23 protein-coding genes and 1 pseudogene are annotated in these 22,843 nt (G+C 37.2%); 6 read left to right on the plus strand and 18 right to left on the minus strand.

The genetic code is table 11. The features are described 5' to 3' along the window. The 8 genes and pseudogenes from KI356_RS09095 to KI356_RS09130 form a co-directional block, all read right to left on the minus strand. Positions 1 to 1,153, minus strand: a pseudogene (locus KI356_RS09095) (DNA translocase FtsK); the annotation flags it as partial. Between the two features lie 157 nt (positions 1,154 to 1,310). Beyond that, positions 1,311 to 2,267 (minus strand): N-acetylmuramoyl-L-alanine amidase, encoded by a 957-nt coding sequence (locus KI356_RS09100; protein WP_212935285.1) that lies wholly within the window; start codon positions 2,265 to 2,267, stop codon positions 1,311 to 1,313. A gap of 40 nt (positions 2,268 to 2,307) precedes the next feature. After that, positions 2,308 to 2,652 carry a thiamine transporter gene (locus tag KI356_RS09105; RefSeq protein ID WP_212935286.1) on the minus strand — a complete coding sequence of 115 codons (345 nt, stop codon included), beginning with the start codon at positions 2,650 to 2,652 and terminating at the stop codon, positions 2,308 to 2,310. Positions 2,653 to 2,794: 142 nt separating this feature from the next. Next, a complete protein-coding gene (gene ytpR, locus KI356_RS09110) occupies positions 2,795 to 3,409 on the minus strand; it encodes a YtpR family tRNA-binding protein (protein ID WP_212935287.1) in 615 nt (204 codons plus the stop codon). Further along, a complete protein-coding gene (locus KI356_RS09115; protein WP_212935288.1) occupies positions 3,406 to 4,218 on the minus strand; it encodes a DUF1444 domain-containing protein in 813 nt (270 codons plus the stop codon). The genes ytpR and KI356_RS09115 overlap by 4 nt, the downstream gene beginning before the upstream one ends. Positions 4,219 to 4,297: 79 nt before the next feature. Continuing rightward, entirely contained in the window at positions 4,298 to 4,612 is a 315-nt protein-coding gene (locus tag KI356_RS09120; RefSeq protein WP_000838192.1) for a thioredoxin family protein, read from the minus strand. An 83-nt stretch (positions 4,613 to 4,695) separates the two neighbouring features. Then, on the minus strand, positions 4,696 to 5,205 hold the full coding sequence (locus tag KI356_RS09125; protein ID WP_212935289.1) for a DUF84 family protein: 510 nt from the start codon (positions 5,203 to 5,205) through the stop codon (positions 4,696 to 4,698). Between the two features lie 275 nt (positions 5,206 to 5,480). Beyond that, positions 5,481 to 6,554, minus strand: a complete 1,074-nt coding sequence (locus KI356_RS09130; protein WP_212935290.1) for a M42 family metallopeptidase — start codon at positions 6,552 to 6,554, stop codon at positions 5,481 to 5,483. Positions 6,555 to 6,702: 148 nt separating this feature from the next. On the opposite strand from KI356_RS09130, the gene KI356_RS09135 reads away from it, so the two are divergent. After that, positions 6,703 to 7,014: a PepSY domain-containing protein gene (locus KI356_RS09135; RefSeq protein ID WP_000118541.1), complete on the plus strand. Its 312-nt coding sequence runs from the start codon at positions 6,703 to 6,705 to the stop codon at positions 7,012 to 7,014. Between the two features lie 161 nt (positions 7,015 to 7,175). Here the strand turns inward: KI356_RS09135 and KI356_RS09140 are convergent, their stop codons facing one another. Continuing rightward, positions 7,176 to 8,030, minus strand: coding sequence for a YtnP family quorum-quenching lactonase (locus tag KI356_RS09140; RefSeq protein ID WP_212935291.1), 855 nt, complete (start codon positions 8,028 to 8,030; stop codon positions 7,176 to 7,178). Between the two features lie 70 nt (positions 8,031 to 8,100). Beyond that, the gene (gene trmB / locus KI356_RS09145; RefSeq protein WP_002123137.1) at positions 8,101 to 8,754 is read right to left on the minus strand and encodes a tRNA (guanosine(46)-N7)-methyltransferase TrmB; all 654 of its coding nucleotides are present in this window, start codon (positions 8,752 to 8,754) and stop codon (positions 8,101 to 8,103) included. Positions 8,755 to 8,986: 232 nt separating this feature from the next. Here trmB and KI356_RS09150 point away from each other — a divergent pair, with 232 nt between their 5' ends. After that, positions 8,987 to 9,265: a YtzH-like family protein gene (locus KI356_RS09150; RefSeq protein ID WP_001122237.1), complete on the plus strand. Its 279-nt coding sequence runs from the start codon at positions 8,987 to 8,989 to the stop codon at positions 9,263 to 9,265. A 3-nt stretch (positions 9,266 to 9,268) separates the two neighbouring features. On the opposite strand, the gene KI356_RS09155 is transcribed toward KI356_RS09150, so the two are convergent. From KI356_RS09155 to pepV, 4 genes are all read right to left on the minus strand, one after another. Then, positions 9,269 to 10,066 (minus strand): phosphotransferase family protein, encoded by a 798-nt coding sequence (locus KI356_RS09155; RefSeq protein ID WP_002123138.1) that lies wholly within the window; start codon positions 10,064 to 10,066, stop codon positions 9,269 to 9,271. Between the two features lie 245 nt (positions 10,067 to 10,311). After that, complete coding sequence (pulA, locus tag KI356_RS09160; RefSeq protein WP_212935292.1) at positions 10,312 to 12,453, minus strand: type I pullulanase; 2,142 nt, start codon at positions 12,451 to 12,453, stop codon at positions 10,312 to 10,314. 287 nt (positions 12,454 to 12,740) lie between these two features. Beyond that, a complete protein-coding gene (gene thpR / locus KI356_RS09165; protein WP_212935293.1) occupies positions 12,741 to 13,286 on the minus strand; it encodes an RNA 2',3'-cyclic phosphodiesterase in 546 nt (181 codons plus the stop codon). Positions 13,287 to 13,531: 245 nt separating this feature from the next. After that, positions 13,532 to 14,938: a dipeptidase PepV gene (gene pepV, locus KI356_RS09170; protein ID WP_212935294.1), complete on the minus strand. Its 1,407-nt coding sequence runs from the start codon at positions 14,936 to 14,938 to the stop codon at positions 13,532 to 13,534. Positions 14,939 to 15,295: 357 nt separating this feature from the next. Between pepV and KI356_RS09175 the strand changes: the two genes are divergently transcribed. Continuing rightward, a complete protein-coding gene (locus KI356_RS09175; protein WP_000805512.1) occupies positions 15,296 to 15,517 on the plus strand; it encodes a DeoR family transcriptional regulator in 222 nt (73 codons plus the stop codon). Between the two features lie 83 nt (positions 15,518 to 15,600). Here KI356_RS09175 and KI356_RS09180 read toward each other — a convergent pair whose 3' ends face one another. Next, positions 15,601 to 16,329, minus strand: coding sequence for a pseudouridine synthase (locus KI356_RS09180; protein WP_128282987.1), 729 nt, complete (start codon positions 16,327 to 16,329; stop codon positions 15,601 to 15,603). Positions 16,330 to 16,370: 41 nt separating this feature from the next. After that, positions 16,371 to 18,023 (minus strand): putative polysaccharide biosynthesis protein, encoded by a 1,653-nt coding sequence (locus tag KI356_RS09185; protein ID WP_128282986.1) that lies wholly within the window; start codon positions 18,021 to 18,023, stop codon positions 16,371 to 16,373. Positions 18,024 to 18,320: 297 nt separating this feature from the next. Here KI356_RS09185 and KI356_RS09190 point away from each other — a divergent pair, with 297 nt between their 5' ends. Both KI356_RS09190 and KI356_RS09195 read left to right on the plus strand, forming a co-directional pair. After that, on the plus strand, positions 18,321 to 19,592 hold the full coding sequence (locus KI356_RS09190) for a BaiN/RdsA family NAD(P)/FAD-dependent oxidoreductase (RefSeq protein ID WP_212935295.1): 1,272 nt from the start codon (positions 18,321 to 18,323) through the stop codon (positions 19,590 to 19,592). Between the two features lie 200 nt (positions 19,593 to 19,792). Next, a complete protein-coding gene (locus tag KI356_RS09195) occupies positions 19,793 to 21,235 on the plus strand; it encodes an MDR family MFS transporter (protein ID WP_128282984.1) in 1,443 nt (480 codons plus the stop codon). A 40-nt stretch (positions 21,236 to 21,275) separates the two neighbouring features. Here the strand turns inward: KI356_RS09195 and KI356_RS09200 are convergent, their stop codons facing one another. Both KI356_RS09200 and KI356_RS09205 read right to left on the minus strand, forming a co-directional pair. Next, a complete protein-coding gene (locus KI356_RS09200; RefSeq protein ID WP_212935296.1) occupies positions 21,276 to 21,599 on the minus strand; it encodes an ArsR/SmtB family transcription factor in 324 nt (107 codons plus the stop codon). Then, a complete protein-coding gene (locus tag KI356_RS09205) occupies positions 21,600 to 22,028 on the minus strand; it encodes an SRPBCC family protein (protein WP_128282982.1) in 429 nt (142 codons plus the stop codon). Between the two features lie 423 nt (positions 22,029 to 22,451). On the opposite strand from KI356_RS09205, the gene KI356_RS09210 reads away from it, so the two are divergent. Beyond that, on the plus strand, positions 22,452 to 22,679 hold the full coding sequence (locus KI356_RS09210; RefSeq protein WP_212935297.1) for a DUF3973 domain-containing protein: 228 nt from the start codon (positions 22,452 to 22,454) through the stop codon (positions 22,677 to 22,679). Positions 22,680 to 22,843 lie beyond the last annotated feature (164 nt).

Raw genomic sequence — 22,843 nt, forward strand, 5'->3', positions numbered from 1 at the left:
CAACTTCGGCTGCTTCCTTAGAGTCCTCTAACTCCGCAACTTCTTCTGCTTCCTTAGATTCCTCTAATTCCACAACTTCGGCTGCTTCCTTAGATTCTTCTAACTCCACAACTTCGGCTGCTTCCTCAGATTCTTCTAACTCCGCAACTTCGGCTGCTTCCTTAGATTTTTCTTCAAAAGCATCTGGTATTTCTATAGTAATTGTTTCTTCAAGCTTTTCATCTGCTTTTACAATCACTACATCTTCTAAGGTTTCTTCTTCGACTTGATTTGCTGCAACTTCAGCAACAGTTTCTTCTATTTCTGTATTACATTCATTTTCTTCTGTTAATATCGAATCCACGTGCTCTACTTTAGAATCTATTGACTCTTCTTGTAAAGTTTCTTCATTATCTTCTGTAGATGATAACACCACTACATCTTGCTCCTGCTTCAAGGCTTGTACAATTGTAGCCTCTGCTTCCACATGCTGTCCTACTGTTTTATGAAGCAAATCATCACTTAGGCTTTCTTCTAATGAAGGGGCTTGACGTTCAACTTCGTAACCGTTTTTCTCTAACCATGCATCCACAACCGATTTTTCTTCTACTTTATTACTTCGTTCGTTCTTAACAGATGAACTCCCTTGTAGAACTTCCGAAAAGTCAGATAATGTATATCCCTTTTTCTCTAACCATGCGTCAACAACAGCTTTTCCTTCAACAGATATTTCAAGATCTTCTCTTTCCTTTTCTTCCTCCTGCACAACCTTCGTTTCTACTGAAGGACGGTTATATCCATAAATCGGAGAAATCATTTCTGTTGGACGAAATGGTCTACGGTTACTTTCTTGCGACGGTACGAATGCTTTTTTTACGACATGCTCTGGTTCCGGTTCATATTGCAATTCCGGCTCTTCATATGTTCCTCTTTGAATAGGTTGTTCTTCAAAGTTAGGTAGTTCTCTTACATCCTCCTCATCGAAGCCATTATCTGGTATTAATGGAAAACGACATTTCCCTGCATTCCGACTTGCCATTTGTGCTTCTCTTGCTTCAGTATAGTGGTTTACACGAGGAATTTTCGGCTGACTTTCAATTTGCTTTCGTACTTCTTTATTCATCACTGTTTTTTCTTCCTCTTTGTTAAACAGCTTTTTCATCCAATCTAACATGCTTACCACTCTTTCTACTAAATAGTAACAACCTTTATTGTATCAGCATTCGGCAAAAAGTGCAGGTAAAATTAAGCATATTAACTTTATCCATAATATTCTAATTTACGAGTATTTTGTATATAGAAAAAAGCAGCCTTCCATATAAGACTGCAATTTAAGCTTTATTTTTCCGATATTCATCTACACTATCCGTCACGCTTTGTAATAAAAAATTTACATACTGTGGGTCAGATAATTTTTTGTCTTCTTCTGGGTTTGACATAAATCCGAGTTCTAATAGTACTCCAGGTACTTTCGACCAATTAAATCCAGAAAGGTCATCTCGAAATTTAATTCCATTTACTTTCACCTGATGATTTCCCCTCATTTTGTTTACAATTGTTTGAGAGACTTGAAGACTTTCAGCATAGATTTCTTTCGTATATTGATTTCCTTCTGCTGGCGTCAATACAGCGAACCCACTTTGGTTTGGATTTTCAGAACCGTCCGCGTGAAGACGTAAAAACAAATTCGCCTTATGATCATTCGCGAATGTCGCTCGTTCCTTATTACTTATATCAACATCTTGTGACGTTCTCGTCATCAATACTTGTATACCCTTTGCTTCCAGCTTTTCTTTTAATATAAAAGCCATTTCTAATACAAGGACAGACTCTCTCTTTTTTGTCACAATGCCTGTTGTGCCATCTGTCACTTTATATTTTTGAGTAGTTGCTCCTGGACCAATTGGCTCTAAATTTAAATTCGCTTTTTGTTGATGTCCTGGATCAATAACGACGAGAAACTTTTCTTGTTTCTCATTACTCTCTACTTTTTGTTCATTATTTTGTACTGGTTGCTCGGATGGCTGCATCGGCGTAGTTGCCTCTTTCTTTTCCTCGGCCGGTACTTCCTCCTGCTTAATTTCTACTTGCTCATTCGTTTGAATTGCTTGCGGTTCTTCTTTCTTTTCTTGTTCTTCCTGCTGCTTTTCTACCGGTGCGTCTTCTTTTTTATCGTTGTTTTTTTCTTGTACAGAAGATGTTGTTTCTTTTTTCGGTTGTTCTTGTGAACAACCTCCCATATATATTCCAATGACTGCAATAGCGCTCATTATTTTTATATACTTCATATTTCTCTCCCATCACTTTGCATCGGACTCAAAATTTTTCTTATAATTGCCCCATAATCTCATCTATGCTTCCAATATTAACAGGCTGCCACGTTTCTGTACCACGTTCTGCCGTATACACTGGATACGCATCATCATCGATATTCACAAAAACAGGATCTCCCATATCCGTTTCATATCCAATAACAATCCATCCTTCTTGCCATTTTCCACTTTCATTGCTTATTAATGAATTTTTATGTTTATCATATCGGTAACCGATTTGCCCTTTTTCTAATTCACTTTCATTAAACACATATATTTCATAGGAACCTAACTCGATATCTTGTTGTTTTGAAGTTTCAATTCGTTTCAGAAGTTCTGCAATTTTTGGTTGTTGTTTCATACGTCTATCCCCTTCTTTTTTCTAAATTTTACCTAATCTATTTTTAAAATACAATATAGATTTTGAGAGGAAACGTTACAATACTAGGAATTCCGCACAAAAAAGTAGCCTCACGTATGCGAGGCTACTTTTCTAATATCAATTAAAATTTAAATTCTTGTCCAACTTCAAAGCTGTCTTCTAATACAAGAATACCTTTTTCTTGTGGAGCGTCTGGAAGCTCTAATTCACGTGCAGAGCAAATCATTCCAGAAGAAGGAACACCGCGAAGTTCAGCTGGTTTAATTAACATACCGCTTGGCATTACAGCACCGATTTTCGCAACGACAACTTTTTGTCCTGCATCAACGTTTGGTGCACCACATACGATTTGTAATGTTTCTGTACCGATTTCTACTGTACAAATGTTTAGTTTATCAGCATTTGGATGCTTTTCTTTTTCAGCAACATAGCCTACAACAAATTTCGGCGTGAAATCAGCTTCTACTTTTTCTTCAAAGCCGTTCTTCGCTAAAATCTCGTTAATTTTTCCAACGAATTCTTTCGTTAATGTAACGTTTCCGTTGTCTGTTACTTCTACATAAGAAGACGCATTAAAGATGTTGAATCCTCCTGTTACGTTGCTTTCACGATCATAAACGCGAGCAACATCTCCTTTGCGGTCAAATGCACGGTTTTCTAAAGTAATATCTTGTAAGGCAACAATTAAAGTGTCACCAATTCCTTCAAGGTTGTAAAAAACGTTCACTTCGTTCATCCTTTCTCTTTTCCATCTGTCTTCTTCCGATTCTTCGCTAAAATAAAGATTGGTTCAAAGTCGCCATCTTCATATACGAATGAAAGTGATGTAATCGGAACATGCCCTTCGGCAAAAAATTTCATTGTCATTTGTGCAATAATATCATAACCGATTTCGTTGACGATATCAGCAATAATTAATACATCTTGGTGAGGAACAGCAACAACCATATCACCAGAGATCTTTTCACGCATCGAGTGTAGTAACGATTCGTTTAAAATACGAGTCGCATCATACCCATCATTTGTGTTTAAAAAGTAGAATGTATTATCAGCTACTGTTTCTTGTTTAAATTCATAACCTAATGAGCGAGCGTTGAATAATGCCATTTCACGCACTTGCTGCTCTGTAAGCTCTAATTTTTGTAATAAGCGCTCATCAATTAATCGATACGTTTTATTAGAATCTAGCGCATAGTAAATACGTGTTTCCGCCGTATGGTCCGTCATAATAAACGGATTTCCTTCTTCTGATTGCTTTGGGAAAGAAGTAGAGCGAATAACAGGTAAAATTTTCGCCGTGCTATTTTCTTCTTTATGCATTGCAATTAGCGCTTCTTGTACGTAATAAGCGACCTCTTCAATCGCCTTTTCTTTGTTCACTTCCCATTTTGCAACTACTCCTGGAAGTGATACGTTAATACCTTTTTTCGAGTCTGTTTGTTCAATACGAAGAACTTCTTTCTCGCTATCATAATGGAAATCCCATTCTGGTCGAGATAATTTCTTCATTAACTCGTCTTTCATCTTTTTACTTGTCATTTTCATCTCTTTTTCCTCCCTTCCAAAAAAATAACCTCCCCCGCGAAGGTAGAGGTTGTTTTTACAATTCAATTGGCTAATTGTCTTATTTTAAACCTTCAATAAACTCTTCGATTTGCTCTTGTGTTTTACGATCTTTATTTACATAGCGTCCAGTTTCTTCACCTTTATTGTACGCTACAAAGCTTGGAATGCCAAATACGTCTAATTTCACGCATAGATCAATAAACTCATCACGATCTACATAGTAAAATGAGAAATCACTATACTTCTCTTCTACTTCTGGCATAAATGGATCAACGAAACGGCAATCTGGGCACCATTCTGCTGAGAACATGAAGACTACATTCTCTTCATTTTTTAATTCTTGGAATTGTTCCATGCTTTCTAATGATTTCATCTATATTTCCTCCTCTAACGAGTGCACTTTTTTACACTATAATCTTTTCTTTATACTACCATACATCGCGCGTGGTGCAAGGTTTATGCTTGCTTTTCATCATACTTATATTGCCCAACAAGTAACTTAACCACGTGTACAAATAATTCCGTTCGGTCGACATAATCATCTGTAAAAATACCAATAGCACCTTCGTGACTACGAATATCTTTTCGCTCTACAAACTCTTCCATCACTTCACTTAGCTCTTTTCCTTCTTCAAGAGGTGCTAAAAAATCGTCTGGTAACTTAATACGTGCCCCGCCTGCAACAAATGTTTTACCTTCAATTGTCGCTAAAGCACCCCAGTTACACATAAATAACCCATGCTCCGTTTTCATAACGCCGCCTTCTAGCCCAATGCCTATATGAGCTTCACCTTCCTGCAACGCTCTCTTCGCTCTATTTATTGCTCCTTGCATCGTCTCTTCATCTGAGAAAGGCTGGTTTGCTACTCCTGACGGAACAGAAAGAGATGTAATTTCAGCATCTTCCCAAACCTTCTCCACAGCCCCAACCTTCGTTTTATTCTTCGATCCAACTACTACTTTCATTTCATTCACCTCTATAAAAATTCATCATTCTGTTCTAATATCCGCTTCGGCACAAATTAAGTACAAACCACACATCACCTGGGAATCCCTGCTACCTATAAAAGAAGCTGGCTTTCCACAATATGACCGATCTCGAACTCAAAACCAGCCTTCCTCTCTCTTCCTACCCGCGGTCTTAATACATCGCTCGAGCACAAATTAGACACTAACCGCTTTCACTCATCGCTGGGTCATCTATTCAACCTAAAAAAAGAAGGGTTTTTCACCCTTCCTCTTTATGCGTTATCCTTAATCGTCTCTAACGTCGTTTTGTCCGTCGCTCTCACAAGCTTCGTAATTAATTCCTTCGCTGCCGCATAATCATCAACATGTAAAATAGAAGCATGTGTATGAATGTAACGTGCACAAACACCAATTACTGCCGATGGGATACCAGAGTTACTTGTATGTACACGGCCCGCATCTGTACCACCTTGTGAAATAAAGTATTGGTATGGAATGTTATGTGTTTCTGCTGTATCTAAAATAAATTCGCGCATTCCTCTATGCGTTACCATTGTGCGGTCATAAATACGAAGAAGAGCTCCTTGTCCTAATTGACCGAACTGCGTCTTATCACCAGATGCATCATTTGCTGGACTTGCATCAAGCGCATAGAAAATATCTGGTTGAATCATATTTGCAGCAGTTTGTGCTCCGCGAAGACCTACTTCTTCTTGTACAGTCGCACCAGAGTATAATGTGTTTGGTAATGTTTCATCTTTTAATTCTTTTAATAACTCGATTGCAAGGCCACATCCGTAACGGTTGTCCCAAGCTTTCGCCATAATTTTCTTTTCGTTTGCCATCGGCGTAAACGGGCAGATTGGAACGATTTGTTGTCCTGGTTTCACACCAATTTCAATCGCATCTTCATAACTATCTGCACCTATATCAATTAACATATTTTTTATATCCATCGGTTTTGCACGCTGCGCATCACTTAATAAATGAGGAGGAATAGAACCAACAACTCCAATAACAGGACCATTCTTCGTCATAACTTGTACACGCTGAGCCAATAGTACTTGGCTCCACCAGCCACCTAACGTTTGAAAACGAAGCATTCCGTTTTTCGTAATTTGCGTAACCATGAAACCTACTTCATCCATATGACCTGCTACAAGAACACGTGGGCCAGTTTCGTCCCCTTTTTTCAGACCAAATACGCTACCTAAACCGTCTTGTACAATTTCATCCGCATATTTGCTTAATTCTTGCTTCATAAAACGGCGCACATCATGTTCAAAACCTGATGCACCTTGTAATTCTGTTAACGTACGAAATAATTGTAATGTCTCTTTATTCACGAAGTCCCCTTCTTTCAAACCTTAGTAGAATACCTCTTTTATTGTAACGAAATTTTCGAAATGTTTCTAGTTTCTTCTTTTTTAGTTGTATTTGCATTATAATTATTATTGGTACACTATTTTTATTTTAAAGAATTGAGGTGAATATATGAGCTGGAAAGGTTTAGTAGCAGGTCTTGGCGTTGGGTTCGCAGCTGGTTATCTTGTTGCAAACAAAGTACAAGAACAATCCCATATTTCTTCAGAAAAAGCATTAAAAATGGTGAAACAAGCATTAAGTCATAAAGGTGAAATTACTGGCTCTTGGGTACATATGGTTCCAGAGACATTTGAAAAATATGATGTCGCATACGAAGTTTATCGCGGCGGTCTTACAACGATGTTAGATGATATACAAGAACGATTTGAATTTTTAGTTGATGCTAAAACAGGTACTGTTTTAGAGGTTATAGCAGCATAAAAAGGAGGGTTCCCATTAGGTGAACCTCTTATTTTTTGAAAAAATTGCGGATAGTGATTGAAATTATATCAGCGATTTTTTTTATATATCGACTTACCAACAAAATCCGACAATAGAAAAGGAGGCTGCTCCAACAAGTTTTATTGAACAACCTCCTCTCTTTAAGCCTCTATACTCGCTTTTCTCTCTACTTTTTCTACGATATGCCCTTCCTCATTCCACTTTACTGCACGGTAATACGCGTCATGATAAAATGTAAACCACGCCTCTTTTTCAGCACCGTACTTCATCCACTTTTGCTTATTTTCAATCGATGTCATCGGATAATCATCGTATGCCATTACCCATAGTACATTTTGATGTGCATGCGTCGGCAAGAGATCTGCTAAATGAAGCATCGTTTCCCCTTGGCTTTCCAAAGCAATAACTGCATGTCCATCACTATGACCGCCTGTATGCGCCATTTTTATTTCATCTGTAATTTCTATTTCTTGCTGAAACGTAACAACTTGATCTACAATCGGCTCCCAATTTTCCTTCCAATATGTATTGCGTGATCTAATATTCGGATTTCTCATTTCATTCCATTCAGTCTCACTAACATAAACTTTTGCATTCGGAAATGCTGGTACAAGTTGATCACCTTCCCATTTTGTTAAACCAGATGCATGATCAAAATGCAGGTGCGTCATTAAAACATAGTGAATATCTTCGGGCTTTAATCCTAGTTTTTCTAATGATTCATAAACTGATGATTCTTCCGTTACACCTTGATTCCGCTTCATCTTCGCATTCAATTTACCGTTTCCTATTCCGGAATCAATGAGCATATTACCGTCTTTCGTTTGTAAAAGTAACGGATCTGTTCGTAAATAAATATGATTTGTATCATTATGTTTATATTTGCGTGACCAAAGTACTTTTGGCACAACTCCAAACATCGCGCCTCCATCTAAATGTGTATTCCCACCTTCTAGCCACGTCACTTTTATATTTCCAATTTGTAACTGTTCCATATCCCATCCCCCTTTTCTATTTGATTTTAACATAATATTCCGATTATTTTTCATATAAAAAACCTATGCATTACTGCATAGGCTCTGTACGATATTTTGCTTCAACTCGGTAAATACGATGACCTTTACTAGAGAACTTCTCTTCGTATTCTGTCATAATGTTTCCTTCATAATCACTATTATGAAGATCTAGGCTAAGGTAAGTTAATAACATACCATACTCAGCCATACTCATAAGAGAATATTCAAATAAGCCTTGGTTATCAGTTTTGAAATGAATTTCTCCGCCATCTACTAACACTTCTTCATAATTGCGTAAAAATGTTTTATATGTTAAACGACGCTTCGTATGACGATTCTTCGGCCATGGATCTGAGAAGTTTAAATAAACGCGGTCAATTTCACCTTTCGCAAAGAAAACTGTTAAATCTTCAGCATCTTTATTAATTAACTTTAAGTTCGGTACTTCTTCTTCAATTAATTTATCAAGTGCATCTACAACAACACTTGTGAATTTTTCAATTCCAATATAGTTTATATGCGGATTTGCTTTTGCCATATCATACATAAAGCGGCCACGTCCTGTACCTACTTCAATATGAATTGGCTGTTCATTTCCAAATACTTCTTTCCAGTTACCAGCGCGCTCCTCTGGGTTCCCAATTACGATATGTGAATATTCATTAATTCGATCCATTGCATAAGGCTTATGTCTTAAACGCATAGATGTCTCCCTCTCCTTACAAAACTATTTTAAAGGAAAAATTCCTTCTTTCTGTTTTAATCAATCTATCAAACAAAAAACCAAGTACGTACGAGCACTCGGTCCGTTTCCTTCAAGTATAAGATGTACCATTTTGATAAAAACTACATAAAGCATTAAACATTCCATGACGAAACAGCTTTTTCTCTTACATTTCCAGAGAGAGAAAAACACTCGAAAGGATGATCCGTTCATGCCAATTAATCAACAGCATCAATTAGAAGTGTTAAAAGATATTTTAGTCAATCATCAAAGTGATTGCTGCGGGACAGTTTCTGAATGCGAGCAATTAGAGCGCCTCATTCAGTCGTTACTCGCAAACGATAGTATAAGTAGTGACGCTAAAACAATGCTAAACGATGTATATTCTTATAGTCAATCGGGTAAATCTTCCTCTAATTTGGACAACCATATTTCCAATAATCAAGAACAACTTACTCAGTGGATTGCTGGAATGGACAATTTTTCTTAAATATTATTCTGAAGCAAGTAGTTGCTGTAAATATTGATGCCAATATTTAGCTTCTGCTTGCTGCTTTTTTGTTGTGTGCCATTGAATAGATAAAATCGTTTGTGCTATAACATACCATCTCATACGCCTAAGCAATGACTCATCTAGTTCAATTTCATAATATCCGAGCCACTCACTCCATTCATGGCGCGGAACATACCAATATAATAACATACCAAGATCTAGAGCTGGATCAGCAATAACTGCTCCATCCCAATCAATTAAAAACAATTCATCTTCATCCGACAATATCCAATTGTTATGGTTTACATCACAATGGCATACAACGAATTCATTGTACTCAATATCTTTTAATGACTCAGTTAAATATTGAAGACCTTGCTGAATTGTTTCATCAACTCTTATATCTCCTCTTAAAACGAGCTGTAATTGTTGTAATAACTCTTGCGCATGAAGCGGCTGCTTTCCAAGCCTTTGAATCATCTGCACAAGTGCTTTAGAGGAGTGTATTTTCTTCAAAAGTTTCGCAACACGTTCTAGTTTCATATCCTCTGGCTCTAACTTCTGTCCCGGAAGCCATTTTTGAGCAGAAATTACATCACCGTTCGTTACCCTTCTTGTCCAAAGTAATTTTGGAACAATTCCTTCTGCTGACAATACCGCTAAAAAGGGCGATGTATTCCGCTTTAAAAATAACTTTTGTTGTCCGTTTTGCGCAATATATGCATCGCCCGTTACTCCACCAGCCGGTATAAGACTCCACTCTTTTCCTAATAATTGTTCCAACCATTCCATATTCATTACCCGTTAACAAATCCTTATCTTTTATAGTTATGAAAAGAAAAACCGCAACATTTCTACACATGTTGTGGATTCATATATTTTACTGTATTTGAATGAAAAAACTTGGCATAAGCCGAAAACAGGATAAATCACCTGTTCTTCTAGTTTATTTTACAAAATCACTCATAGAATGACAACTTATCAAAATCGTCACCTTTGTCAATTCTACATTTATTACATTCTCATCGTCAAGTAGCGATTTGTCACATTATCGCCAATATATACGTGCTAGTTGGAGCCATTTGAAGTTCCTTTCCTCTAAATGAAGAAATTGGCTGTATTTTTGCTTGCTTTTCGTTTACTAATACATGCCACGTTTCTTCTTTTGGGAGCTGAACTATTTCATTTTGCAAACCGCTATTGAATAGCACAACAATCTCTTTCCATGGTCCAAAAGATTCTACATTTCGCAAATGGTATGCAAGTGCTTCTTTTGATGTTTGCAAAAAAGTCATATGCTTTTTTATAAGGTCAGCGCTTTTTAATCGGAATGCCCCATGCTCCTTCCGAATCGCAATTAAACCTTTTATATAGTTAACTGTCTCCATCTCTTTTTCTTTTTGATCCCAATCTAATCGATTGATTTCATCATTTGCATTATAACTATTTTCATTTCCTTGCTTCGTACGATAAAACTCTTGCCCCGCATGTAAGAAAGGAATTCCTTGTGAAAGAATAACCACTGCAGTTGCTAAACGATGACGCCTTTTTAAAATTCCTTCTGATTCTGGATTACTTTGCACTAGTTTATCCCACATCGTCATATTGTCATGACATTCTACATAGTTGATGCTTTGTACTGGCTCTAGGAACAATCCTGTTTCTTTCATACTTAAAAGGCTACCAGCTACTATATACTGCAAATGATGACAGTCTACATGCCCACCAAATGCAAAACCACGTTTATTTATATTAAAAGTACTTCCTTTTATTCCGTCACGAAATTGATCGTTAAACTGTGCGATACATGGCATTTTATTCGCATTATTTAACGTCGCTTTCTCTTCAAGAGGAAGCGGTGTTTGTAAATCCCATCCTTCACCTAATAAAAACGCATCCTGTTTTATTTTCCGCACTTCTTTTTCTAACGCATTCATCGTTTCAACATCTAAAATTCCCATTAAATCAAATCGGAATCCATCAACATTGTATTCAGTAAGCCAATATAAAACAGATTCTATAATAAATTTCCTCATCATTTTCCGTTCAGATGCTATATCATTTCCAACTCCCGTCCCATTAGAAGGCATACCATCTTCCCCATGACGAAAATAATATCCTGGGACAAGCTTCTCAAATGATGATAATTCTCTTTCATAAACATGATTATATACAACATCTATAATCACCCTGATGCCGTGATCATGAAATGTTTCAATTAGTTTTTTACACTCTACTATCCTGTTATACGGATCAGAAAGGTTTGTAACATAAAATCCTGTTGGTATATTGTAATATAACGGATTATAGCCCCAATTATATGCGGAAGCAGGATTCACTTCATCTATACCACCAAAACAATTTAAAGGTAATAGTTCTACATGTGTAACGCCTAAATCTTTTATATGAGACAATCCTGTTAATGTCCCATTTTGTCCTACTGTCCCCTCTTCACTTAGCCCTTTATATGTTCCTTTCTTATTCACTCCACTGTTCGGATGAATAGTAGCGTCACGAATATGCAGTTCATACAATATGGCATCTGTCATTGACTGTAATGGTGATAGTTCTACTCGTTTTGTCACATTCGTTTTTTCCAAATCGATAACAACGCCGTGTTTTCCATTTATCGTCGCAGACTTTGCATAAGGGTCAACCGCTTCGTTCCATATTAAATTAATACAAACAAGGAATGTATATCGTGCTCCATCATGATCACCTTGTAATGTATGAATCCACACTCCGTTTTCTTCTCTATACATTTCATAATCAATATATTCTTTATCACTTTTATAAATCCTTACTTTCGCAAGCCTTGCAGTCGGAGCCCATACTTTAAATATTGTTTCTTCTTTTTTATACACAGCACCTAAGTCGGTACCTTCGTAATAATATTTTTCATCGAAAATTACTGTTCGAATCACAGCGCCTATTTGTAAATCTGTCTCTTCATTCCGTTCATCCCGTACTGTATAATACTTCCCCACATCTAGCGGCTCTTCTATAAAACATTCATACTTCGTTGCATCTGGAAGAGCAATAGTATGAACAATCGGTAACTCTTTCACATTGCTTCCTTCTTGTAAACGAAATGTCCGGCTTGTTCCATACGCATGCGGGAGCAAAATTGTAATTTTATTCATTTCATCTAAATAGGCATCAAATGGACGTTTTACTTTCAACATAAAAAATCACCATCATTCTTAAAGTTAAAATAAAGTGAAACTTTAATCAGTGGGAAGGCTTTACCCCACTGATTATTAGCCTTCACCAATTGTGCCTTTATGGGCAGTAGATCTCCCACCTAACTTCTTTGCTTTATCCTAATTTTGAGGTGGGAGTCTTACTGCCCACAAATAGAGGGGTGAAACGAGCTTCAAATGATAAGGCTTTTCTTATCATCGAAGCTCTATACAGTAACACATTATTCCCTATAGTATATTCACCTGTATAAAAAACGTTTTCATACATTCTATTTTTGTAATTTTATTTCGGCAACTGGTCTATACTTTGGCGTTTCCTTAACGTGAGATTCATACAAAGTAATCGTATCTGCTTGAAATGATGTTACAGGTAAATCTTTTACATTTGTCAGATCAAATACTTTTTCTCCTACCCATTTTCGCGCAACAGTAATATGTGGATGATAAGGACGTGTCTCTAGAGCGAAGCCATTTTCTTCACAAATTGTATGCACTTGTTTTTGTAAAGTAAACAAATCTTGATTATCACTTATCCCCGCCCAAAATATACGCGGTTGGTCCACCTGTCCGAACGTAGAAAACCCTTGTAACGTGAACGATAGTTCCTTTTTTTCTGTAAGTGTTTGTAATCCATTCTTTATTCCTTCTAATTGTTCCTGCGCCGCACTTCCTAAAAAGGTAAGGGTAATATGATAGTCTTCTTCATGTACCCACGAGCGGAATGGTAATTCATCCTTCATTTCCTCTTTGTAATTAGAAAGAATTTCTTTTATATGACATGGTAAAGTTACTGCGACAAAATAATGCGGCACCATCTACATCGTCCCCTTTATGTTATTGTTGCTTTTCTTTCTTATCTCATTCAGCTAAAAAGAAGCGAACCATCCAAAAAGTCTAACCTTTGAATAAATTTATTTTCTTCTTAGTTAAGATCACAATAGTAAATGGAATTATATCGACGCAAAATCAAATATATCGACTTAACAATAAAATACGACAATAAAAGCAACCTATTCTTAACAGAAAACCGTCCCAAAAAAACTTTTAGGACGGCCTCTCATTATTTCGCTAATTCATGAATTGCTTGCGCATAAATCGCTGTTGCTTTTAATAAATCTTCAATTTCAATGTACTCGTCTTTTTGATGAGCAAGTTCTTCTTTTCCTGGGAATAACGGACCAAATGCAACGCCAGCCTTCAATGAACGAGCATAAGTACCACCGCCGATTGCTAACAATTCAGCTTTTTCACCTGTTTGTTCTTCATATACGCGTTGCAAAGTACGAATTAACGTATGATCTTTATCAACATGATGCGGGCGAGAGTTAGAATAATCCGCTACTTCAAATCCATGAGTACCAACATATTCTTTTAACTTCGTAATTGTTTCTTCAAAGTTAGTCGTAACCGGGTAACGTACGTTTAATCCTAAATTGCCACCATTTTCTTTCGAATAAGAAAGGCGACCGACATTTACTGTTAACGGACCACTAATTTCGTCCTTATAAGCAATAGTAGCCTTTTCACCAAAAATATCACCAGTAAATGTTTCTGTTACAAATGTCGAAAATGAATTTGCTTTTCCATCAAGTGAAACTGTAGTTAAGAAGTTTGCCAATAATAAACCTGCATTTTCTCCCTTTTCTGGAGTAGATCCGTGAGCTGAAATCCCTTTGATTTGCAACGTCACCGTATTTCCTTCTACAATTGCTTTACCTATTTTTTTAGCAGTTTGTAAATACTCTTCATATGCTACTGTAAGTGCATTTACATCTTCTCCTGTAATAACTGCTTCTGCAAAATCAGGAACCATATTTAAACGACGACCTGACTCAAATGAAATAAGCTTAAATGCGCCTTCTTTCTCTTCGCTACCATTTTGCACAACTTGTATGTCAGAAATTCCTTTTTCCGCATTAATAATTGGAAAATCTGCATCCGGCGCAAAACCGATTGTTGGCATTTCTTCATTTTTAAAATAATGATCTACACACTTCCAATTACTTTCCTCATCTGTTCCTAAAATCATACGAACACGTTTGGAAAGAGGTAAGCCTAATTCTTTGACGATCTTCATCGCATAATACGCTGCCATCGTCGGCCCTTTATCATCAATTGCACCGCGTGCAAAAATCTTCCCATCGCGAATATCCGCACTATACGCAGGAGTTGTCCAGCCATCTCCTTCTGGTACAACATCAACGTGACAAAGAATACCTACTAATTCTTCTCCTTGTCCCATTTCAAGATGACCTGCATACCCTTCTAAATTTTTAGAAGCGAAACCTTCTGCTTCTCCTTTATGTAACATGAAAGATAAAGCTTTTTCTACACCTTCACCGAATGGTGCGCCCTCTTTCGCAGATTCTTCTTCCCATACACTTTTAATTTGTAAAAATTGTTGTGTATCACGAATTAAATCATCTTTTCGTTTTGTAACTTCTTCTGTCCAATTAATTGTTGACATCACGCATCCATCCTTCACTATATTGTCTCTTTCATCATAGCAAACGAAAATCTCTTATGCCATACATGAAAACCTAATAACGAACAATTGTAATATTTCAGATATTTCTTATTAGTTTTTCTTTTATTTTCTCAAAAAAATTTGCAGGAATTTGGCGTTTTACGTAGAAATTTATGAGTTAGTTGACTGACCAAATATAGAATGTCAACTACCAATATTTTTCTATATGAATATTTGTTAAACTTTTGTAAAATTTAAGTAGATTAAAGCATGAATTTTATCATGTAGAGTACAATGGTAGTAACGACCTTCTTTCCTGAATGGGGTCAAAAAAACTAGTAGAGGAGTGGTTTTCTCTTGAAACCTACAACTACTCGTATGCTAACACGCATTAAATCAATTTATATGTACATCAATGAAAACGGAACGGTAACGACGAAAGACCTTGTAGATGAGTTCGGGATCACACCGCGAACGATACAACGTGATCTAAATGTGTTGCAGTTTAATGAACTCGTGTATAGCCCCTGCCGCGGTAAGTGGACAACAACAGGAAAGAAAGTGAGAATGACCTCATAACAAAAAAATAATTGTATGTAAATAAATACATACCCCTTTCTAACTCATTAGAAAGGGGTCTTTTCTATACTTTAAAATTGGCGTTACTTTTCGTTATCTACTTGATACGTCTTTAACATTTCAACTTCTTCATCTGTTAATTCACGATATTGCCCAAGTTCTAACTCTTCATCTAACACTAAAGGCCCCATCTCTGTTCTCTTTAAATACACTACTTTTTTCCCTACAGCTTCAAACATACGCTTCACTTGATGGAATTTTCCTTCTGTAATAACGAGTTCAATCTCAGAAATATCAGCACTTTTTAAAATTGTAAGTTCGCCTGGCTTCGTTTCATAGCCATCTTCTAAAATAACACCTTTTGAAAACTCTTCTACATCCTCTTCCGTTACAACGCCTGAAATGTGTGCATAATATTTTTTCGGCACATGCTTTTTCGGAGATAATAGTTGATGCGTTAACTTCCCATCATTTGTGATTAATAAGAAACCTTCTGTATCAATATCGAGCCTTCCAACAGGGAATGGATCGAAAATCGCATCTTCTAATTCTAATAAATCTATCACTGTTTCGTGGTTATCATCTTCTGTCGCTGAAATAACACCTTGTGGTTTATGCATCATTAAATAAACAAACTCTTTATATTCCACAACTTCACCATGAATCATAACCTCTTGCTCTTCTACGTTCACATGAAACTTCGCATCTTTCACTGGCGTTCCATCAATCTTCACAACGCCGTCTTTCAATAATTTCTTTACTTCTTTTCTACTTCCGTGTCCCATATTCGCTAATAATTTATCTAATCTCATGTTCTTCACCTTCTTTATTTATCATAGAAAAGGGGACGTATTTACGCCCCTTTTGATTTCAACTTTATTTTGAATCTACTACCAAGTTTACGTTGGATTTTCTCTAAAGCTTCTCCGCCAAATACTCTTTCTAGTACTCCTGTGCGAATCGCTAATAATCCGTAAACAAGGCCACCAATACCTGCACAAATCGCAACTGTAATAAGAGCACCAATACGGCCATCAGGCGAAATCATGAAGGATAGAGTCCATTGTGATAGTTTTACAGCAATAACCATTATAAGTGTTAATACTGCAATTTGGAATGTTCTCTTATATACAACACCAAATGAATAGTTTGCATGTTTTTTGATTTGTCTATTCGTATACCATACGGAAGCTAAGAAGCCAACTGCCGTCGCCAGGATTGCTCCTATTGTACCGAAATAACGAATAAAGATTACGTTACATACAAATTTCAAAATAACACCCATCACAAGTGCAATAACCGCATGTTTCTGCTGGTTAATCCCTTGTAAGATAGCTGCTGTTACTGTGAATAAAGCGAATAACAATGCAACTGGTGCATACCACATTAATACTTGTCCACCTAGTGGATCTGAGTCGTAGAAAGCAGTGTAAATTGGATATGCAAGTGTAGAAATACCGATAACTGCTGGCAATGTTAAAAACATATTCGCCTGGAATGTTTGTGTAATTTGTAATTTTAAATAACGATATTGTTTTTCAGTAAACGATTTTGTGATCGCTGGCACAAGCGTTAAACTAAACGCTGTTGCAAGTGATACGGGAATCATAATTAATTTATGCGTCCACATTGTGAAAATACCAAGCGCTCGCTCTGCGATATCTCCTTGACCAATCGCCTGCATAATTGAGTTGAATGTCAATGTATCAATTTGTTGATATAAAGGAATAGTTAGCCCAATTACAACGTAAGGAATTGCATATGCAAATAATTCTTTAAATAATTGAACGGTACTTACTGTCGATTCTGGTACAGTTTGTTCAATTAAATATTGATCCAAATATTTTTTACGTTTTAACCAGTACCAAATTAATACACCAAGCGCTCCAACTGCTGAAACGAACGCAGCAAATGTAGCTACCCCAACCGCTGTTGCAACTGTACCGCCAAGTACTTTAATAACGATAAAACTACCTGTTAATAAGAAGGCGATACGAATAATTTGTTCAATAATTTGCGAAACAGTAGTTGGTCCCATCGATTGGTGACCTTGGAAATAACCACGAATTAAACTCGCTGCCGGTACAACAATGAGTGCAAAACTTACAAGACGAATAATCGTCGTAACTTCTTCTATCTTATTTTGTAAACTTTGTTTACCAAGCATTGCTTCTGCAAATATTGGCGCCGTCATATACAGTACTAGGAACGAAAGAACCCCTGATACTATCATCATAACCATTCCCGAGCGGAACATTCTCCGGCTCGTTTTATAATCACCAAGCGCATTATATTTGGAAACGAATTTCGAAACAGCAAGCGGCACACCTGCCGTTGCAATACTTAAAAAGATCGTATATGGAATGTATCCATATGTATAGAGCGTTCCGCCTTCTGTGCCTACCAATGCATGAAATGGAAAGACGTAAATCATGCCTAAGAACTTTACTAAAAATGTCCCTAACGTAACGATAAGCGTTCCGCGCAGAAATTTCGAATCGGACATACAAAAATCCTCCTACATCTAGATAAAGTGAAACTTTAATCAGTGCGGTTTGTTCATCCCCCACTGATTATTAGCCCGCACCAATCGAGCTTTTACGGGCCAGTGACCTCACTCTTTACTTCTCTTAAGTCTTAAGGTTTTAGTCTTATTGCCCACAAATAGCAGGATAGTGCTGAACTCTAACTTTTGTATTGTACCACAATTCTCCCATTAAGCAGTACTTCACTCTATTTTTCTTTTAAGGGAAAACATGCTATTCTTTTAGGCAGGAAATGTAGAAAATGAGGTCGATATATTATGCATTATGATGTTATTGTCATCGGCGGCGGTCCTTCAGGGCTAATGGCTGCAATCGGTGCTGCAGAAGAAGGCGCAAGTGTCTTACTTCTTGATAAAGGAAATAAACTAGGGCGTAAACTTGCGATTTCTGGTGGTGGTCGTTGTAACGTAACGAATCGTCTACCACTTGATGAAATCGTTAAACATATACCAGGAAACGGCCGCTTCTTATACAGCGCTTTTTCTATTTTTAATAATGAAGATATTATTACATTCTTCGAAAATCTCGGTGTACAACTAAAAGAAGAGGATCATGGGCGCATGTTCCCTGTATCAAATAAAGCACAATCAGTAGTAGACGCACTTTTAACACGATTAAAAGACTTAGGTGTAAAAATCCGTACGAATACACCCGTTGAAACGATTGAATATGAGAACGGTCAAACGAAAGCAGTCGTACTACAAACTGGCGAAGTGTTAGAAACAAACCATGTCGTTATCGCTGTTGGCGGAAAATCTGTTCCTCAAACTGGATCTACTGGAGACGGATACGCTTGGGCTGAAAAAGCTGGGCATACAATTACAGAATTATTCCCAACAGAAGTACCAATCCTTTCAAACGAACCATTTATTCGTGACCGCGTATTACAAGGCCTTGCTTTACGCGATGTAAACTTAAGCGTATTAAACCCGAAAGGAAAAGCAATCATTTCTCACAAAATGGACATGCTCTTCACTCATTTCGGTCTGTCTGGTCCTGCTGCTCTTCGCTGTAGTCAATTCGTTGTGAAAGCACTGAAAAAGTTTAAAACGAATACAGTACAAATGAGTATCGATGCATTGCCAGAAGAAAATAGTGAACAACTATTCCAGCGCATGCTGAAACAAATGAAAGAAGATCCGAAAAAAGGAATTAAAAACGTTTTAAAAGGTTATGTTCCTGAACGTTATTTCCTATTCTTATTAGAAAAAAATGAAATTGACGGTAGTGAACAAGCTGGACAAGTTTCTCACGAGAAGATTCGTGCACTTGTGAAAGACTTTAAAGAGTTTACTGTGAATGTAAATGGTACGCAGTCAATTGAAAAAGCATTCGTTACTGGCGGCGGTGTATCCGTTAAAGAAATTAATCCGAAAGAAATGTCTTCTAAATTCACGAACGGCGTATATTTCTGCGGAGAAGTTCTTGATATTCACGGTTATACTGGCGGCTATAACATTACATCTGCCCTTGTTACTGGTCGAATTGCCGGAACAACAGCAGGACAAAATGCGAAAACGCAATATTAAAAAAGAAACAGGGCTTCCTGTTTCTTTTTTTATATGTACATGAAATTATATCGGCGATTTGACAAGAGATATCGACTTACCAATAAGGAACGCCACATACGCCCTCCTCCTACCCCTCGTTCTTTTTTGTTGCTTTATATACCTTAGTACCTTTATATTTTATATTGTTGAATATTTGAAAAAGGGTAAGGGGAAAACAAATGAGAAAAAAAGTCATGATGTCTTTAATGCTAATGACGTTTCTTTCTGCGGTAGAAGGAACGATTGTTAGTACAGCAATACCTCGTATAACGAGTGATTTGTCAGGCGTCGAACTTGTTAGTTGGGTATATGCAATTTATATGCTTGCAACAGCTGTTTCGACTCCAATATACGGAAAACTAGCTGATTTATTCGGCCGTAAAAAAGTTCTGCTCATCGGAGCAACTATCTTCTTAATCGGTTCTGCACTTTGCGGAGTCGTTACATCAATGGAACAATTAATCTTCTTCCGTGCTCTTCAAGGTATAGGCGCTGGTGCTGTTATGCCGATCACAATGACGATTATTGGAGACTTATATAGCGAAGCGAAAGACCGCGCAAAAGCACAAGGCTGGATGAGTGCCGTTTGGGGTGTATCTGGTGTTATCGGGCCGTTAGTAGGCGGATTTTTAGTTGATTCTCTTTCTTGGCGCTATATTTTCTTCTTAAACGTTCCTTTTGGAATTATCGCTTGCCTAATGTTTGCCACTTCTTATAAGGAATCTGTTAAATCCGCCACTAAGCAACATATCGATTACCTTGGTGCAACAGTCTTCTCATTAAGTACAATTGCTCTACTATACGCATTATTAACAGGTAGCAGTAAGCAAAACTGGGGAGATATTTCAATCATCGGTCTATTAATCTTTGCCGCTGTTTCATTCATTATTTTCTTATACATCGAGAAAAAATCTCCGGAACCATTAATTCCGCTAGCACTTTTCTCTAACCGTACATTATCTACTATAAACATATTAACGCTTATCGCTGGCGCAATGATTATTAGTATTACAGTGTACCTTCCAATTTGGAGCCAAGGTGTATTAGGAAAAAATGCAACAGAAGCCGGACTCATTTTAATGCCGATTCCTGTTATGTGGACATTCGGTGCTATGTTCTCCGGTAACTTAGTTGGCAAGTTACAAACGAAGCAAATCATTTTACTTGGATCTAGCATCTTATCAGTTGCTACATTCTTATTATTTACATTATCAACGGATTCACCATCATTCCTTATTTATGTTGCAGTCGGATTATTCGGCTTAGGAATGGGTCTTGTAACACCTATTTACATGGTAACAATTCAAGCAGCTGTACCAGCCCATACACGCGGGACAGCAGTAGGTTTAAACACATTTATTAATACATTTAGTCAAACGTTAGGTGCTGCAATTTTCGGCACGGTCTTCAACACGATGATTCATGCACGTGGCATTAAAAATCTTGATCTTGTTTCTTCTGGCGGACACGGCGGAGCTACAGCAAACGTAGCAACCGAGTCTCAATCCGCATTAGCTGCAAGTGTACACGTCATTTATATGAGTACTTTCGTATTAGCAGTATTAACTTTAATTATTGCTTGGATTCTATTAAAGCCAGCTAAACAAACGAGTGAGCAGTAAAAAGAGGATGACCAAAATGGTCATCCTCTTTTTATAAAATCTACTCTTCATTCTCCACAATATGCTTAAGTATGGACAATTTATTATCCCAAAATCGTTCATAATACGAGAGCCACTGCTGTAATTCCTCTAGCGGCTCTGGTTGCAAGCGATATATCTTCTCTCTCCCGCTTTTTCTTCCACTTACTAAATTCGCTTCCGAAAGAATATGAAGATGCTTTACAACTGCCGTACGGCTCATCGGAAAATGATCCGTTATTTTGGAAATTGGTAACTCTTTATCACTTAATAACCGTAATACTTCTCGGCGGGTTGGATCAGCAATTGCTTGAAATACATCATATTTCGCTGCTGACGAAGACATTTAACCTTCAACAACCTTTTTCAGTTTTTCATTTACAATCGCTACCCAGCCACCATTCATTCTATCGCGAATAATAGAGCTCTTCGCATTCGCTTTCGGAAGAATTTCATCAGGATGTTTCCAGCCACCGTGAATTAACGTGAATTCTGTTTTATCTCCTAAGTCTTTCAAAATGAATGAAACAATCCAACCATCTGTATCCCATGAGAAAGATAAATGGTTTGGCTCATCAATTTCTAACACTTTACATGGTGATGGTCCAAAAGGTGATTGCACCTGAAACTCATGTCCCACCTTTAATTCAAAGTCATTTGGCATAAACCATGACGCAATTCCTTCTGCAGTTGATACTACATTCCATACTTTTTGAATAGGCGCGTTAAAAACGATTGTTTGTTTAATATCGTTTAATGTATTTTGTTGGTTCATTTTATATCTCCTTTATTCGGCATTTAAATATAACACCTTTTAGTTTCACATTAACAATATAACACCTTTTGGTTACATGTCAAGAAAGGCTCTTTTTCACTGTTGAGAAATTCTCAACATTTTTTCAACAGGACAAACACCCTCTCACCATTCCTTCATAATATACTCACAAAGGCAATCAAAAATAAAAACTTCCCTCAATATGAAACTCCATCATTCATATTGAGAGAAGCGCCTAACTTATCTCATCTGTACTTCGTCTCTCCTCCTTCCCTCAGGGACAATACGCGAGATATGTAAAATCAGAAGGAGTATGCCCACCATTTGGGGTAGGTAGTTATTTCTCTTCTCCTCAACATTTCCTCAGGAGCGAAATGACTACCCACTCACTTTTTTAACAACAATAAAAAGGGGATGAAAGCTATGTTCTACTGCATTAACTGTTCTGAAATTCACCATGAAAAACATCCGAATGATAAAGTATTCAAAAACGGTTTTTATATTGATCCATTTTTAGGTGATCGTTATCACCTCGGTATGTGCACTGATGCTCAGAAGCATGAAACAGGAGAAGTTCTTTTAACGGACAAGAAAACAGGCGCAACACAATCTATTATGAATATTTTACCGACACACGTTGTCCCAACATAAAGTGAAACTTTAATCAGTGGGGGTTTTGTTCATCCCCCACTGATTATTAGTTGAACCAATCGGGCATTTACGGGCAGTCGTCTCCCACCTCGCTTCCTCGTATGCGCCGAATTTTGAGGTGGGAGTTACTGCCCGTTAATGCGGGATAAAGCATAAAAAAGAGC

The sequence above is a fragment of the Bacillus hominis genome, assembly GCF_018332515.1.
In the GTDB taxonomy this organism is placed as follows: Bacteria; Bacillota; Bacilli; order Bacillales; family Bacillaceae_G; genus Bacillus_A; species Bacillus_A hominis.

What these genes read in the sequence shown, in the direction of transcription:
- KI356_RS09210 (WP_212935297.1), top strand. Translation starts at nt 22,452, where the DNA reads ATGTTCTACTGCATTAACTGTTCTGAAATTCACCATGAAAAACATCCG.
- KI356_RS09155 (WP_002123138.1), bottom strand. Translation starts at nt 10,066, where the DNA reads ATGAATATGGAATGGTTGGAACAATTATTAGGAAAAGAGTGGAGTCTT.
- pulA (WP_212935292.1), bottom strand. Translation starts at nt 12,453, where the DNA reads ATGTTGAAAGTAAAACGTCCATTTGATGCCTATTTAGATGAAATGAAT.
- KI356_RS09140 (WP_212935291.1), bottom strand. Translation starts at nt 8,030, where the DNA reads ATGGAACAGTTACAAATTGGAAATATAAAAGTGACGTGGCTAGAAGGT.
- thpR (WP_212935293.1), bottom strand. Translation starts at nt 13,286, where the DNA reads ATGGTGCCGCATTATTTTGTCGCAGTAACTTTACCATGTCATATAAAA.
- pepV (WP_212935294.1), bottom strand. Translation starts at nt 14,938, where the DNA reads ATGTCAACAATTAATTGGACAGAAGAAGTTACAAAACGAAAAGATGAT.
- KI356_RS09180 (WP_128282987.1), bottom strand. Translation starts at nt 16,329, where the DNA reads ATGAGATTAGATAAATTATTAGCGAATATGGGACACGGAAGTAGAAAA.
- trmB (WP_002123137.1), bottom strand. Translation starts at nt 8,754, where the DNA reads ATGCGTTTAAGACATAAGCCTTATGCAATGGATCGAATTAATGAATAT.
- KI356_RS09150 (WP_001122237.1), top strand. Translation starts at nt 8,987, where the DNA reads ATGCCAATTAATCAACAGCATCAATTAGAAGTGTTAAAAGATATTTTA.
- KI356_RS09120 (WP_000838192.1), bottom strand. Translation starts at nt 4,612, where the DNA reads ATGAAATCATTAGAAAGCATGGAACAATTCCAAGAATTAAAAAATGAA.
- KI356_RS09195 (WP_128282984.1), top strand. Translation starts at nt 19,793, where the DNA reads ATGAGAAAAAAAGTCATGATGTCTTTAATGCTAATGACGTTTCTTTCT.
- KI356_RS09125 (WP_212935289.1), bottom strand. Translation starts at nt 5,205, where the DNA reads ATGAAAGTAGTAGTTGGATCGAAGAATAAAACGAAGGTTGGGGCTGTG.
- KI356_RS09205 (WP_128282982.1), bottom strand. Translation starts at nt 22,028, where the DNA reads ATGAACCAACAAAATACATTAAACGATATTAAACAAACAATCGTTTTT.
- KI356_RS09135 (WP_000118541.1), top strand. Translation starts at nt 6,703, where the DNA reads ATGAGCTGGAAAGGTTTAGTAGCAGGTCTTGGCGTTGGGTTCGCAGCT.
- KI356_RS09115 (WP_212935288.1), bottom strand. Translation starts at nt 4,218, where the DNA reads ATGAAAATGACAAGTAAAAAGATGAAAGACGAGTTAATGAAGAAATTA.
- KI356_RS09200 (WP_212935296.1), bottom strand. Translation starts at nt 21,599, where the DNA reads ATGTCTTCGTCAGCAGCGAAATATGATGTATTTCAAGCAATTGCTGAT.
- ytpR (WP_212935287.1), bottom strand. Translation starts at nt 3,409, where the DNA reads ATGAACGAAGTGAACGTTTTTTACAACCTTGAAGGAATTGGTGACACT.
- KI356_RS09105 (WP_212935286.1), bottom strand. Translation starts at nt 2,652, where the DNA reads ATGAAACAACAACCAAAAATTGCAGAACTTCTGAAACGAATTGAAACT.
- KI356_RS09100 (WP_212935285.1), bottom strand. Translation starts at nt 2,267, where the DNA reads ATGAAGTATATAAAAATAATGAGCGCTATTGCAGTCATTGGAATATAT.
- KI356_RS09185 (WP_128282986.1), bottom strand. Translation starts at nt 18,023, where the DNA reads ATGTCCGATTCGAAATTTCTGCGCGGAACGCTTATCGTTACGTTAGGG.
- KI356_RS09190 (WP_212935295.1), top strand. Translation starts at nt 18,321, where the DNA reads ATGCATTATGATGTTATTGTCATCGGCGGCGGTCCTTCAGGGCTAATG.